The organism is Sphingobium sp. MP9-4, assembly GCF_005281675.1.
In the GTDB taxonomy this organism is placed as follows: Bacteria; Pseudomonadota; Alphaproteobacteria; order Sphingomonadales; family Sphingomonadaceae; genus Sphingobium; species Sphingobium yanoikuyae.
The window spans coordinates 71,257-85,091 of sequence record NZ_LUFI01000001.1; the positions used below are offsets into that span (position 1 = coordinate 71,257).

Annotated in this window: 14 protein-coding genes; 11 read left to right on the top strand and 3 right to left on the bottom strand. The window is 64.4% G+C overall.

Features of this window, described 5'->3' with window-relative positions; translation table 11 throughout:
• The first annotated feature begins 120 nt into the window (after positions 1-120).
• Positions 121-1,497, top strand: coding sequence for a deoxyribodipyrimidine photo-lyase (locus A0U87_RS00375; protein WP_048937167.1), 1,377 nt, complete (start codon positions 121-123; stop codon positions 1,495-1,497).
• 37 nt (positions 1,498-1,534) lie between these two features.
• A complete protein-coding gene (locus A0U87_RS00380) occupies positions 1,535-2,803 on the top strand; it encodes a cyclopropane-fatty-acyl-phospholipid synthase family protein (protein WP_137405169.1) in 1,269 nt (422 codons plus the stop codon).
• Here A0U87_RS00380 and A0U87_RS00385 read toward each other — a convergent pair.
• Together A0U87_RS00385 and purF are read right to left on the bottom strand one after the other, a co-directional pair.
• Entirely contained in the window at positions 2,800-3,516 is a 717-nt protein-coding gene (locus tag A0U87_RS00385) for an SDR family NAD(P)-dependent oxidoreductase (RefSeq protein WP_048937165.1), read from the bottom strand. The genes A0U87_RS00380 and A0U87_RS00385 overlap by 4 nt on opposite strands.
• Positions 3,517-3,612: 96 nt before the next feature.
• The gene (gene purF, locus A0U87_RS00390) at positions 3,613-5,091 is read right to left on the bottom strand and encodes an amidophosphoribosyltransferase (RefSeq protein WP_004207288.1); all 1,479 of its coding nucleotides are present in this window, start codon (positions 5,089-5,091) and stop codon (positions 3,613-3,615) included.
• 184 nt (positions 5,092-5,275) lie between these two features.
• On the opposite strand from purF, the gene ccmC reads away from it, so the two are divergent.
• From ccmC to A0U87_RS00430, 8 genes are all read left to right on the top strand, one after another.
• On the top strand, positions 5,276-5,998 hold the full coding sequence (gene ccmC, locus A0U87_RS00395) for a heme ABC transporter permease CcmC (protein ID WP_037506637.1): 723 nt from the start codon (positions 5,276-5,278) through the stop codon (positions 5,996-5,998).
• A gap of 2 nt (positions 5,999-6,000) precedes the next feature.
• A complete protein-coding gene (locus A0U87_RS00400; protein WP_107917594.1) occupies positions 6,001-6,132 on the top strand; it encodes a heme exporter protein CcmD in 132 nt (43 codons plus the stop codon).
• Positions 6,129-6,575: a cytochrome c maturation protein CcmE gene (gene ccmE, locus A0U87_RS00405; protein ID WP_048937164.1), complete on the top strand. Its 447-nt coding sequence runs from the start codon at positions 6,129-6,131 to the stop codon at positions 6,573-6,575. Before A0U87_RS00400 ends, ccmE begins: the two co-directional genes overlap by 4 nt.
• A complete protein-coding gene (locus tag A0U87_RS00410) occupies positions 6,572-8,500 on the top strand; it encodes a heme lyase CcmF/NrfE family subunit (protein WP_048937163.1) in 1,929 nt (642 codons plus the stop codon). The genes ccmE and A0U87_RS00410 overlap by 4 nt, the downstream gene beginning before the upstream one ends.
• Entirely contained in the window at positions 8,497-9,024 is a 528-nt protein-coding gene (locus tag A0U87_RS00415) for a redoxin family protein (RefSeq protein WP_240700486.1), read from the top strand. The genes A0U87_RS00410 and A0U87_RS00415 overlap by 4 nt, the downstream gene beginning before the upstream one ends.
• On the top strand, positions 9,024-9,434 hold the full coding sequence (locus tag A0U87_RS00420; RefSeq protein ID WP_048937161.1) for a cytochrome c-type biogenesis protein: 411 nt from the start codon (positions 9,024-9,026) through the stop codon (positions 9,432-9,434). The genes A0U87_RS00415 and A0U87_RS00420 overlap by 1 nt, the downstream gene beginning before the upstream one ends.
• Positions 9,431-10,072: a cytochrome c biosynthesis protein gene (locus A0U87_RS00425; protein WP_048937160.1), complete on the top strand. Its 642-nt coding sequence runs from the start codon at positions 9,431-9,433 to the stop codon at positions 10,070-10,072. Before A0U87_RS00420 ends, A0U87_RS00425 begins: the two co-directional genes overlap by 4 nt.
• A 133-nt stretch (positions 10,073-10,205) precedes the next feature.
• Positions 10,206-12,128, top strand: coding sequence for a potassium transporter Kup (locus tag A0U87_RS00430; protein WP_137405171.1), 1,923 nt, complete (start codon positions 10,206-10,208; stop codon positions 12,126-12,128).
• A gap of 7 nt (positions 12,129-12,135) precedes the next feature.
• On the opposite strand, the gene A0U87_RS00435 is transcribed toward A0U87_RS00430, so the two are convergent.
• The gene (locus A0U87_RS00435) at positions 12,136-13,203 is read right to left on the bottom strand and encodes a PA0069 family radical SAM protein (RefSeq protein WP_137405172.1); all 1,068 of its coding nucleotides are present in this window, start codon (positions 13,201-13,203) and stop codon (positions 12,136-12,138) included.
• An 86-nt stretch (positions 13,204-13,289) separates the two neighbouring features.
• Here A0U87_RS00435 and A0U87_RS00440 point away from each other — a divergent pair, with 86 nt between their 5' ends.
• Entirely contained in the window at positions 13,290-13,802 is a 513-nt protein-coding gene (locus tag A0U87_RS00440; protein ID WP_048937157.1) for a YbjN domain-containing protein, read from the top strand.
• Positions 13,803-13,835: the final 33 nt, after the last annotated feature.

The window sequence follows — 13,835 nt, forward strand, 5'->3', positions numbered from 1 at the left end:
GGCGGCGGCGATGCGCGCGTCCATTGGCCGAATCGACATTCATCGGATTTGCCGGGCATCTCCCGGAAGGGCGCGGAAAATTCATTTGGAACCGGGGTGCTAGGCAGGCATTGGGCGGTCATGCCTTCCCCCATCATCATCTGGTTCCGCCAGGATCTCCGCCTCTCGGATCAGGCGGCGCTCGCCGCCGCCGCGCAGGCCGGCCCGGTCATTCCGCTCTATATCCTTGATGATGAAAGCCCGCGCCAATGGGCGATGGGTGGTGCGTCGCGCTGGTGGCTGCATCACAGCCTTGCCAGCCTGGACGAGCGATTGAGGGCGAAGGGATCGCGGTTGATCTTGCGGCGCGGACGATGTGCCGATGTGCTGGCGCAGGTGGCCAAGGAAAGCGGCGCGCAGGTGGTGCATGCCATCCGCCATCATGAGCCCTGGTGGCGCAACGCCGAAAAGGCGGTGGCAAGGCAGATCGACCTGCGGCTTCATGACGGCGGACTGCTATTGCCAGTGGAGGCGGTGCGGACGGGTGGCGGGACGCCCTATCGCATCTACACGCCCTTTTCTCGCGCGGTGATGCTGCACATGCCACCCGCGCCACCACAGCCCGCGCCGCAGCGGATCGAGGTGCCATCGCACTGGCCGGACAGCGACAGGCTGGAAGGCTGGAACTTGTTGCCGCGCGACCCGGACTGGGCGAGCGGCTTCCCTGCCGACTGGTCGCCGGGCGAAGAGGGGGCAAAGCGCTATCTCGACAGTTTTCTGGGAGAAGTCGGAGACTATGCGGTCGCGCGCGATCTGCCGTCGCAGGAGGGAACGTCCCGCCTGTCCCCGCATCTTCATTTCGGGGAGATTTCGCCGGCCAAGGTCTGGCATCGGGTGGCGCAGGCGCCGGGCGACGCGACCATCTATCTCAAGGAACTGATCTGGCGCGATTATGCCCATAATCAGGTCTGGGCCTTGCCGACCTATGGATCGGAAAATGCCCAGCCGGCCTTCGACGCCATGCGCTGGCGCGATCTGCGCGAGGCGCGAGTCGACTGGACGGCGTGGAAACGGGGGCAAACCGGTTATCCGATCGTCGATGCCGGCATGCGCCAGCTCTGGCAGACGGGTTGGATGCACAATCGGGTGCGGATGATCGCGGCCAGTTTCCTCATCAAGCATCTGCTGATCGACTGGCGCCATGGCGCGCGCTGGTTCTGGGACACGTTGGCCGACGCGGATTATGCTAATAACAGCGTCAATTGGCAGTGGGTGGCGGGCAGCGGCGTCGATGCCAATCTCTTCACCCGGATCATGGCGCCGCTGACCCAGTCGGACAAGTTCGATGCCGCCGACTATATCCGCCAATGGGTACCGGAACTGGCGCATCTGGACGATCGCGTCATCCATGATCCGGATTTTCATGGGGTTAGGCCATCATCCTATCCCGAAAAGCGGATCGGCCATCGCGAGGGGCGCGAGCGTGCGCTGGCGGCCTATCGCCAGATGAAGGGGTGATTGCAGCGACGCGCGGCATGGGGCAGAAAGAGGCCCGATGAATGCAGTCGACCCCCGTCGCGGCAAGGCCGCATTGTCGATCCGGCGCCCGCCGGCAGACCGGACGCCGGGATGGCGGGCGCGCCTGTTCGCGCCGCTTTTCCATCGGATGCTCGATCGCGTCGACCAAGGACTGGAGCAGGGTTCGCTGGATGCGACTTTGCCGGACGGCACGCGCCGGATGCTGGGCGGACGGGCGCCGGGGTTCGACTGTGTCGTGGACCTGGTCGACTGGCGCGCCTTGGTGCGACTGGCGATGGGTGGCTCGGCGGGCTGGTATCGCGCCTGGGCGGCGGGCGAGTGGCGCAGTGCCGATCCGGTTCCGCTGTTCGCTCTGTTCATGGCCAATGCGGTATCGCTGGGGCGCGTCGCGCGACCCCATGGGCCGGCCCGTTGGGCAGGGCGATTGTTGCACTGGGCGCGGCGGAATAGTCGTAATGGCTCGCGCCGGAACATCGCTTTCCATTATGATCTGGGCAATGACTTCTACGGCCTGTGGCTGGACCTGAACATGCATTATTCCAGTGCCTTGTTCCTCAATCCTGAGGATCGAATCGAAAGCCTGGAACGGGCGCAGCAGCGCAAGGTGGACGCCCTGCTGGATCGGCTGGACCTGCGTGACGGGCAGGCGCTGCTGGAAATCGGATGCGGCTGGGGCGGCCTCGCCGAACAGGCGATGGAACGCTGCGCCATCCAATATGACGGGCTGACCCTGTCGGTCGAGCAGGCTGATTATGCGCGCGATCGGCTGGGATCGGGCGCGCAGGTTCATCTGACCGATTATCGCGACGCACAGGGGCGGTATGAGGCCATCGCCAGCGTGGAAATGGTGGAGGCCGTCGGCCAACATTATTGGCCCGACTATCTGGATGCGGTCGCACGCCTGCTGAAGCCCGGTGGGCGCGCCGCGATCCAATATATTTTGATCGATGATGCGATCTTCGATCATTATGCGCGCGGCGCCGATTTCATCCAGACCTACATCTTCCCTGGCGGCATGCTGATATCCGAAAGTCGCTTTCGGGCCTTGGCGCAGGAACGCGGGCTGGAATGGTGCGACGTGCGTCGTTTTGGCGACCATTATGCCGAAACGCTGCGCCGCTGGCGCGAGCGGTTCGACCGGGCGATCGAGGAAGGGCGATTGCCGGCCAGTTTCGACCAGCATTTCGTGGGCTTGTGGCGCTATTATCTGATGTACTGCGAAGGCGGTTTCCGGGGCGGCACCATTGATGTCGCCCAGGTCACGCTGATGAAGTCGGCAGCTTAACCCTCGACGCGCAGGCGATGGCCGTTCGGGGCATCGCTCAGCACCAGATCATGGATGGCCCTGGCGACCGTTTCCGGTCCCTTGAGCGTTGCGGGGTCTTCGCCGGGGAAGGCGCGGGCGCGCATCGCGGTGCGGGTGGCGCCGGGATCGACGATATGGGTGCGGATGGCGGAGATGTTCTTCATCTCCTCGCCATAGGCGCCGACCAGCGTTTCGAGTGCGGCCTTGGACGCGCCATAGGCGCCCCAATAGGCGCGCGGGGTGGCGCCGACCGAGGATGTCAGGGCAATGACCCGCGCGTCGGCGCTGGCCCGCAGCATCGGATCAAAAGCGGCGATCAGCGCCTGGGGCGCAGCGATGTTGAGCATCAGCAGCCGGGCAAATTCCTTGGCATCGATTGCGGGAACCGATGCCAGCGATCCAAGCGTGGCGGCGTTGAGGACGAGGATGTCGAGCGCCTTCCAGCGACCCGAAATGGCCTGGGCCAGGCGGCCGATGCTTTCGCCGTCGATAAGGTCGAGCGGTGCGATGGTGGCGCTGCCGCTGGCCTGATGAATGCGATCTTCCACCTCTTCCAGTCCGCCGCTGGTGCGCGCGGTCAGGATCACATGGGCGCCGGCTGCGGCCAGCGCTTCCGCCGTGGCGGCGCCGATGCCCCGGCTGGCGCCGGTGACGAGCGCAAGTTTTCCGAACAGCGGCAAGGTATCAGACATCGGCTCTCCGTTCGCCCCGACCGATGCCGGGTGTCGTCGTGGGAAAAGGAAAGGGCGGGGTCGTGCGACCCCGCCCGGTCGGGCCTTGCCCGTGGATCAGGAGACCCGTTCTGCCAGCAGTTCGAACTGGTTTTCGACCACCGCTTCATCCTGGTCGGTGAGCTTGGTCGGATAGTCGCCGGTGAAGCAGGCGTCGCAATATTGCGGACGGATGTCGGCGCGCTTCGCCTCGCCCAGCGCCTTGTACAGGCCGTCGATCGAGATGAAGGCCAGGCTGTCGGCGTGGATGAAGTCCTGCATGCCGCCAATGTCCAGCTTGTGCGCCAGCAGCTTGGTGCGCTCGGGCGTATCGACGCCATAGAAGCAGCTATGCTTGGTCGGCGGCGATGCGATGCGCATATGCACTTCGGCCGCGCCCGCTTCGCGCATCATCTGCACGATCTTCAGCGAGGTGGTGCCGCGAACGATCGAGTCGTCGATCAGCACGATGCGCTTGCCCTGGATGAGGGCGCGGTTTGCATTATGCTTCAGCTTGACGCCCAGATGGCGGACCTTGTCGCCCGGCTGGATGAAGGTGCGGCCGATATAGTGCGACCGGATGATGCCCAGTTCGAACGGGATGCCCGATTCCTGCGCATAGCCGATGGCGGCCGGCACGCCGCTGTCGGGCACCGGGATGACATAGTCGGCCTCGACCGGATTTTCGATCGCCAGCTGCGCGCCGATCGCCTTGCGGACCGAATAGACGCTGGAATTGTCGATGATCGAATCGGGGCGGCTGAAATAGACATGCTCGAAGATGCAGGGACGCGGATGCACTTCGCCGAACGGGCGGATCGAGCGCATTTCGCCATCCTTGGTGACGATCACGAGTTCGCCCGGATCGATCGAGCGGACATAGTCGGCGCCGACCACGTCGAGCGCGACGGTTTCCGAAGCGAAGATAGTCGAATCGCCCAGTTTGCCCATCACCAGCGGGCGGATGCCGAGTGGATCGCGGCAGGCGATCATGCCCTCGGGGGTCATCACGATCAGCGAATAGGCGCCTTCGATCTGCTTGAGCGCATCGATGAACTTGTCGAGCAGGGTGCGATAATTGGACGTCGCGACCAGATGGATGATGACTTCGGTGTCGGAGGTCGACTGGAAGATGGAGCCGCGGCGGATCAGTTCGCGCCGGACCTTCATCGCGTTGGAGATGTTGCCGTTATGGGCAACCGCGAAACCGCCGGAATTGAGTTCGGCATAGAGCGGCTGGACGTTGCGCAGCGAGGTTTCGCCGGTGGTCGAGTAACGGACATGGCCGCAGGCCGTGTCGCCGGGAAGGCCCCGAATCACCTCGTCGCGGTCGAAATTGCCGGCGACATGGCCCATGGCACGATGGGTATGGAAATCATGCCCGTCCCAGCTGGTGATGCCTGCCGCTTCCTGGCCGCGATGCTGCAGGGCGTGAAGGCCGAGCGCTACCATCGCGGACGCGGTTTCTGCGCCGGATACGCCAAAAATGCCGCATTCTTCGCGCAACTTGTCGTCGTCGAAAGGATTCGTCGTAATCATGGGTGTGAGCGGGTCCATTGCCGTTCCTGACCACCCCTCTGGGGCGACCTTTCGCGCGCATATAGTCCCTCCCGCTCGATTTGTCGCCTGCCTGTAACAAAAAAGCGTGGCCAATCGTGGCAACGCTGCGTTTTGCTGGCTTTTCCATGGGCTAAACGGCCACTGGCGTTGACGTTCGGGTGTCGCTAAGAAACCTGTACTCATGCACCGTTTTGCCAATCCCGCCCGCTTCCTGAAGATCGCCCGTCCGATGACGGGCTGGCTGTTCTGGCCCGGCCTCGTGCTGCTGCTGGCCGGCTGCGCTTCGGGTCTGTTCCTGACGCCGGCGGATTATCTGCAGGGCGATACGGTGCGCATACTCTATATTCATGTGCCGGCCGCGTGGCTGGGCATGGCGGGCTGGACCGGCATCGCCGTGTCCGGCCTGATGCAACTGGTGTGGCGCCATCCGCTGGCTTCCGTAGCCGGCCGCGCGATCGCGGCGCCGGGCGCGCTGTTCACCGCCATCTGCCTGATGACCGGTTCGATCTGGGGCCGGCCGACCTGGGGCACCTGGTGGGAATGGGACGGGCGCATGACATCGATGCTGGTGCTGCTCTTCCTCTATCTGGGCTATATCGCCCTGGCCAATGCATCGGCGCGGCAGGGACAGGGCGGGGTCAGCCCGGTGACCGCGATCTTCGGCCTGGTCGGCGCGATCAACATCCCGATCATCAACCGTTCGGTGGTCTGGTGGAACAGCCTGCACCAGGGGCCGAGCATCACGATGCGCGGATCGAGCATCGACGGATCGTTGCTCTGGCCGCTGGGCCTGACGCTGTTCGGCTTCACCTTGTTGTTCGCCGCGATCGTGCTGATGCGGATGCGGGCAATTTTGGCACAAAATAAGGTCGAGGCGCGGATGCAGCGCCTGACGAGAGGGTAGAGATGAACCAATGGGCTTTCGTGATCGCCGCCTATGCCGTGACGGCGGTGGGTACGGCGATCGTCACCATCGTTAGCTGGCGCGCGATGCGATCGGCCGAACGTCAGGCCGAGCGGCTGTCTGACCGGACATGAAGGCCAAGCATCAACGGCTGATCCTGGCGCTCGCGGCGCTGGTGGCGATCATCGGCGCCGGGCTGCTCGCCGTATCAGCGCTGAAGGACGAAGCGGCCTATTTCTACGCGCCCAACGACGTGAAGACCAAGGGCGTGGATCCCGGCAAGGCGATCCGTCTGGGCGGCATGGTGGTGAAGGGCAGCCTCAAGCGCGCGGCCGATGGCGTGACGATCGATTTCGACGTGACCGACGGCAAGGCGACCGTGCCGGCGACCTTCAGCGGCATCGCGCCCGACCTGTTCAAGGAAGGCAGCGGCGTGGTCGCGGAGGGCGCTTTTGACCGGCAGGGGCGGTTCGTCGCCACCAATTTGCTGGCCAAGCATGACGAGCGCTACATGCCCCGCGAACTGGACGGCATGACCTATAATGAAACCACGCATGAGATGAAGGCCGCACCATGATCGCCGAAGCCGGTCTCGCTGCCCTGTGGTTTGCCGCGGTCCTCGCGCTGCTTCAGCTGTTTCTGGTCGGCATGGGGCTGGCGGGCGGCAAGGGCGAGGTGCTGGGCGCCGTCCGACCTGTCGCTGTTTTGCAGGGTGTGCTGACGGCAGCCGCCTTTGTCGCTTTGATCAGCCTGTTCCTGCGGTCCGACATGTCGGTGCTGCTGGTGGCGACCAACAGCCATTCGGCCAAGCCCTGGCTCTACAAGTTCGCCGGAACCTGGGGCAACCATGAAGGGTCGATGCTGCTCTGGGTCACGGTGATGGCCGTCGCCGGCGCGGCGGTGGCGCTGTTCGAGCGCGCGTTGAAGCGCGACGCGCATATGGCGACGCTGGGGGCGCAGGCGGCAATCAGCCTGGGCTTCTACGCTTTCCTGCTCTTCTCCTCCAATCCCTTCGCCCGCATTTCCCCGGCACCGGCGGACGGGCAGGGGCTCAATCCGCTGCTGCAGGATCCTGGCCTCGCCTTCCATCCGCCGACGCTCTATCTCGGCTATGTTGGCCTGTCGGTCGCCTTTTCCTTCGCGGTCGGGGCCTTGCTGACGCGGCAGGTGGATGCGGCCTTTGCTCGCGCCATGCGCCCCTGGGTGCTGGCCGCCTGGGTCATGCTGACGCTTGGCATCACCGCGGGCAGCTATTGGGCCTATTATGAACTGGGCTGGGGCGGCTGGTGGTTCTGGGATCCGGTCGAAAATGCATCGCTGATGCCCTGGCTGGCGGCGACCGCGCTGCTGCACAGCGTGACCGTGCTGGCGACCCGCGACGCGCTGCGCGCCTGGACGGTGATGCTGGCCGTCGTCGCCTTCTCCATGTCGATGGTCGGCACTTTCCTGGTCCGCTCGGGCATATTGACCAGCGTCCATGCCTTCGCCGTCGATCCGGAGCGGGGCAGCTTCATCCTGGCATTGCTGGCACTCTATATCGGCGGCGCTTTGGCCTTGTTCGGCTGGCGGATCGGCACGGTGCGCGAGGGCGCGCCGTTCGAACTGGTCAGCCGCGAAACCTTCCTGGTGGTCAACAACCTGTTGCTTTCGGTGATCCTCGGGCTGGTGCTGATCGGCACGCTTTACCCGCTGATGACCGAAGCATTCGGACACAAGGTGTCGGTTGGCGCGCCCTATTTCGATCGCATTGCCGGACCAATCGCGCTCATCCTGCTGATCGTCATGGCGGCAGGGCCGCTCACCCGCTGGCGCCGGGATCAGGCGCGCGCTGTGGCCGGGCGCATGCTCGTTCCGGCGGCGGTCGCACTGGCGGCCGTGGTGCTGGTTGGTGCGCTCGCCTGGGGCCGGATCGGGCTGTTGCCCTATTGCGGGCTGGTGGTGGCGCTGGCCGTCGGCGTGGGATCGCTCGCGCCGCTGTGGAAGCGTAATCTGCGCCGCACCCCGCTCTTCACCTATGGCATGGTGATCGCGCATCTGGGCTGTGCCGTCAGCCTGGCGGGCATGGCCTGCGATTCGGCGTTCACGGTTGAGAAGCTTGTGGCAGTCCGGCCGGGCAACAGCATCGAGACGGCCGGCTGGACGCTGCGCTTCCAGCGTATCCTGCCGCTTGCTGGCGACAATTGGACGGCGTTGCAGGCGGACGTCATTGCGGAACGGAGCGGCCGCGCGGTCGTGATCCATCCGCAATCACGCTTCTTCGCCTCGCCGCCGACGACCACGACCGAGGCAGCTCTGCTGACCCGGTGGAATGGCCAGCTCTATGTCGTGCTGGGGCAGGAAGCCGATGCTGGCCGCTGGCAGATGCGGATCTGGTGGAAGCCGTTCGTGACGCTGATCTGGCTGGGTGGCATCATGATCGCGCTGGGCGGCCTGCTGGCGCTGGTCGGGCGAGAGCGGCGCGGCTGGCTGATGAAATGGCGTGCGCGGAGGGCAATGGCATGAGGAAGCTGCTGATCTGGCTACCGCTTGTCCTGTTCCTCGGCTTCTTCGCGCTGTTCGCCACCGGCCTGTTCAAGCCGGATGACCGTGTCATCACCTCCAAGCTGATCGGCCAGGCTTTGCCGGCCTTCACCCTGCCGGCTGCTGCCAGCGATCGGCCGGCGCTTGCCAGCACACAATTGGCGGATGGCAAGCCGCGCCTGCTCAACATCTTTGCCAGCTGGTGCATTCCCTGCGCGGCGGAGGCGCCGCAACTGATGGCGCTCAAGCAGGCTGGGGTAGCGATAGACGCGATCGCGATCCGCGATGCCCGGCCCGATGTCGACGCCTTCCTGGCGTGCAACGGCAATCCCTATAGCCGGATCGGCCTGGATGCGCGCAGTGGCGTGCAGATCGCACTGGGCTCGTCAGGCGTGCCGGAAACCTTCGTGATCGATGGCAAGGGCAGGATCGCCTATCAGCATATTGGTGACATCCGCGCCGATGACGTGCCGATGCTGCTGCAACGGCTGAAGGACGCGCAATGATGAGGGGGCTGCTTTCTCTTCTCCTGCTGATGCTGGCGGCGCCGGTTCAGGCGCAGACCGCCCTGCCGCCGGCGCCCTATGCCGACCGGCAGCTTGATGACCCGGCGCTGGAGCGCAAGGCGAAGGCGCTGATGGAAACCATCCGCTGCCTCACCTGCCAGAGCCAGTCGATCGCCGATTCGAACGCCAGCATGGCCGGCGACATGCGCTCCGAGATACGCGAGCGGATCAGGGCGGGAGAGGAGCCTGAGCATATCAGGCGCTGGCTGATCGAGCGCTATGGCGATTGGGTCAGCTATGAGCCGACGGCCGCGCCGATCCTCTGGCCGCTCTGGGCGGCGCCGATCGTCCTGCTCGCATTGGGGCTGTTGTTGATGCGCGGACGGATCAAGCGGAGGCCGCGGGCATGACGGGCTGGATCATCGCTTTCGGCATCGCCATCCTCGCCATGGCGGCGCTCTGCTTCATCGGGCGCATCCCGCGCGTGACGCGGGAGATCGTTGCAGCGGCTTTGCTGGTCGGCCTCGCGGGCTATGCCTGGCAGGGGCATCCCGGCCTTGCCGGCGCGCCGCGACAGGTCGCAGCCGAGAAGGAAGCGCAGTTCGACGAGAAGCTGGCGGAGCGACGCCGCAGCCTGGCGGAGCGCTATGGCCCGGCCGGCCAATGGCTGATCATGTCGGATTCCTACGGGCGGCGCGGCCTGACCAAGGAGGCAGCCAATGTCCTGCTCTCCGGCCTCAAGCAGGCGCCGGAAGACGCCAATCTGTGGCTGGGCATGGGCAATGCGCTGGTCGCGCATGCCGATGGCGTGGTCGCGCCGGCGGCGGACTATGCCTATCGCCAGGCGTTGCGGCTTGACCCGGAGGGGCCGGCGCCGCGCTATTTCTATGGCCTTGCCCTCGCCCAGGCTGGCCAGTTGGATGCCGCGCGCAAACAATGGTTGCCGTTGGCGCAATCGGCGCCCGAAGGCAGCAAGATCAAGGCGGAACTGCAGGCCAATATCGCGCGTATCGACGCCATGCTGGCAATGGATGCGGCTTCGCGATGATCCGCATCGGGGCGATCATTGCGTGAACCCTGTGCCCATGGTAGGGGCCGGCGGTTTGCTGGGCTCCGTCCTTGGAATGAGAATTGCCCTGGCAAGGGTTGCGACATGATATTGATGATCGAGCATTTCCTTCATGGCTGATGACAGCGCGGTCGCCGTCCCCGAAGACGGCGAGCAGGATGGGCATGGCCATGCCCGCCAGAAAGCCACGGCCAAGCTGGTCGTCGGCGCGATCGGTATCGTCTTCGGCGATATCGGCACCAGCCCGCTCTACGCCTTCCGCGAAACTTTTGCGGGGCACCATCATCTCGACCTCGATCCCGACCATATATTGGGCGTCATCAGCCTGATGTTCTGGTCGATGATGCTGGTTGTGACGCTCAAATATGTCAGCATCATCATGCGCGCCGACAATAAGGGCGAGGGCGGTAGCCTGGCGCTGCTGGCGCTGATCAACGGCCGGACCAAGACGCAGCGCTGGTCGCGCGGGATCGTGCTGCTGGGTGTGTTCGCGACGTCGCTCTTCTACGGCGATTCGATGATCACGCCGGCGGTTTCCGTGCTGTCGGCGGTGGAAGGCCTGGCGGTCTATAATGCCAATCTGGCGCCGGCGATCCTGCCGGTCGCGGTGCTGATCCTGCTCGGCCTGTTCTGGATCCAGGGTCTGGGGACCAACAAGGTCGCGACCCTGTTCGGGCCGATCATGCTGATCTATTTCGTGACGATCGCATCGCTCGGCCTGCTCAGCATCGTCAAGACGCCGGGCATTCTCTACGCCTTCAATCCCTATTGGGCGGTGATGTTCTTTGCCACCGATCCGCTGCCCGCCTTCCTGGCGCTGGGCTCGGTCGTGCTGGCGGTGACGGGCGCCGAAGCGCTCTATGCCGATATGGGCCATTTCGGCCGCAGCCCGATCCGCGTGTCCTGGCTGATCTTCGTCCTGCCAGCGCTGATGCTCAACTATATGGGGCAGGGCGCGCTGCTCTTCCGTGAGGGCGCCGCGGCGCTGCACAGTCCCTTCTACAATCTCGCGCCGCAATGGATGCAGTTGCCGCTGATCGGCCTTGCCACGCTGGCGGCGATCATCGCGTCGCAGGCGGTCATATCCGGCGCTTTCTCGGTCACGCAGCAGGCGATCCAGCTCGGCTTCATGCCGCGTCTGCGGATCGAGCATACCAGCGCCTCGACGGCCGGCCAGATCTACATTCCCCTGATCAACTGGGGGTTGATGGTCATGGTCATCCTGCTGGTGCTGGTCTTCAAGACCTCGTCCAACCTGACCGCGGCTTATGGCATTGCCGTCACCGGTGCGATGTTCATCGACAATGTGCTGCTGACCGTGGTGCTCTATCGGCTGTGGCACTGGAAATGGTATTATGCCGCGCCGTTGCTTGCCGTCTTCTACCTGGTCGATGGCGCCTATCTGGCGGCCAATCTGACCAAGGTGCCCGACGGCGGCTGGTTCCCGCTGCTGATCGGCTTCGTCGTCTTCACCTTGCTGACCACCTGGTCGCGCGGGCGCCGGCTGGTGCAGGAACGGCTGCGCGAGGCAGCGATGCCGATCCCGGTATTCGTGGCTTCGGCCGCCAACAGCGCCGTGCGCGTGCCGGGCACCGCTGTTTTCATGACTTCGACGCCCGATGGCGTGCCGCATGCGCTGCTGCATAATCTCAAGCACAACAAGGTGCTGCACGAGCGGGTGATCCTGTTGACGGTCAAGATCAAGGATGTGCCCGTGGTCGAGGATGACGGCCGGTGCAAGCTGGAGGATCTGGGCCGCGGCTTCTTCCGTCTGGTGCTGCAATATGGCTTCATGCAGGAGCCGGATGTTCCGGCCGCGCTCAAGAATGTTACCGGCTGCGGCCAGGCGTTCAAGATGATGGACACCAGCTTCTTCCTGGCGCGCCAGACGCTGCTGCCTTCGGCCAATCCCGGCATGCCGCTGTGGCGCGAGAAGATTTTTGCCTGGATGCTCCGCAACGCGGAAAGCGCGATGGAGTTCTTCCGCCTGCCGACCAATCGCGTGGTCGAACTGGGTAGCCAGGTCGAGATTTGACCGGCCTTTAGAAAAGCTGCATCTGCGCGCCTTCGGGCGACCGGAACAGGTCGGTGCGGACGCTGATCCGCGCCTGCCCCAGATTGGCCTTGCGCCGTGCCTTGATGAAGCGGGTGCGGGTCAGGTCGGCCCAGACGCCCTGGCCGCGCATCCGGCTGCCGAAATCGGGATCATTGTCGCGCCCGCCGCGAATGTCCCGGATCATCGCCATCACCTTGGCGGCGCGATCGGGATAATGGGTTTCCAGCCAAGCGCGAAACAGTGGCGCGACCTCATGCGGCAGGCGGACCAGGATGTAGTTGACGTCCTGCGCGCCGGCCATGGCGAGCCGCGCCACCACCTGTTCGATCTCATGATCGTTGATCGCCGGGATGATCGGCGACATGTTTGCCGATACCGGCACGCCAGCTTCGGCCAGTCGGGCGATGGTGGCGATCCGTCGCTCGGGATGGGGCGCGCGCGGCTCCAGTGTGCGCGCGACCTTGGGATCGAGCGAGGTGACCGAAATCATCACCGCGACCAGATTGTCGCGCGCCAGATCGGCAAGCAGGTCGATGTCGCGCAGGATGCGGTCGGACTTGGTGGTGATGAAGACCGGATGGCGGCATTCCACCATCACCTCCAGCAATTGGCGGGTGATCCCCCAATCCTTCTCGATCGGCTGATAGGGATCGGTATTCGTGCCCATGGCGATCGGCGAGACGCTGTAGTTCCGGTGCGACAATTCCTTGCGCAGCAATGTCGCTGCATCCGGCTTGGCGAACAGGCGCGTCTCGAAGTCGAGCCCCGGCGACAGATCATGATAGGCGTGGGTCGGGCGGGCAAAGCAATAGATGCAGCCATGCTCGCAGCCGGCATAGGCGTTGATCGACTGGGAGAAGGCGATGTCGGGCGACGCGTTGCGCGAGATGATCGTGCGCGGCGTAATCAGCGAAACGCTGGTGCGCAGTTTCTGGGCCGGTCCGTCGATCGCTTCCACGGCGTCGAGCCAGTCGCCGTCCGCCTCGCGCGCGGCCAGGTTGAACCGGCTGCTGGCCTGGTTGTGCGTTGCGCCGCGTCCGGGGATAATTGCCATTTTGAAATAAAAACATATCAGGAACTTATTGACAAGGTCGCTTCCGACGCGTCATGGCTGGCCCCTTGAAAGCAGGGGGAAATATCATGCGTGCTTGGTGGCTTGTTCCGGCTCTGATGTTGATGGCAGGCGCGGCCGATGCCGCGACGCCGACGACGGATTGTGCCGCAAATATGGTCTGCGCCAGCCGGCCCCAGTCGGTGGTCGATGCGTTGCAGGCGGCAGGTTACAAGGCGGCGCTGACCAAGAGCAAGTCGACCGGTAACCCGATGATCGAGAGCGCTGCCAGCGGTTATAACTTCACCATCTATTTCTATGGCTGCGAAGAGATGAAGGACTGCAACTCGTTGCAGTTCGGTATCAATTTCGCAGATGATGGCGGCAACACGGTCGAACTGGCGAACAAGTGGAACCAGTCCAAGCGCTTCATCCAGATGTCGCTGGCCGACGACAAGACGCTGGACGTGTCCTATGACGTCAGCACGATCGGCGGTCTCAACCAGGAGAATTTCGCCGACGTGGTCGACTGGTGGTCAGTTATGCTCGGCGAACTCAGCAAATTCTTCAAGGAGAACCCGGCGCCCACGCTCAAGAAGTAAGGGCGCGTAGAGACTGTTTGAGAAAGCCCGTTC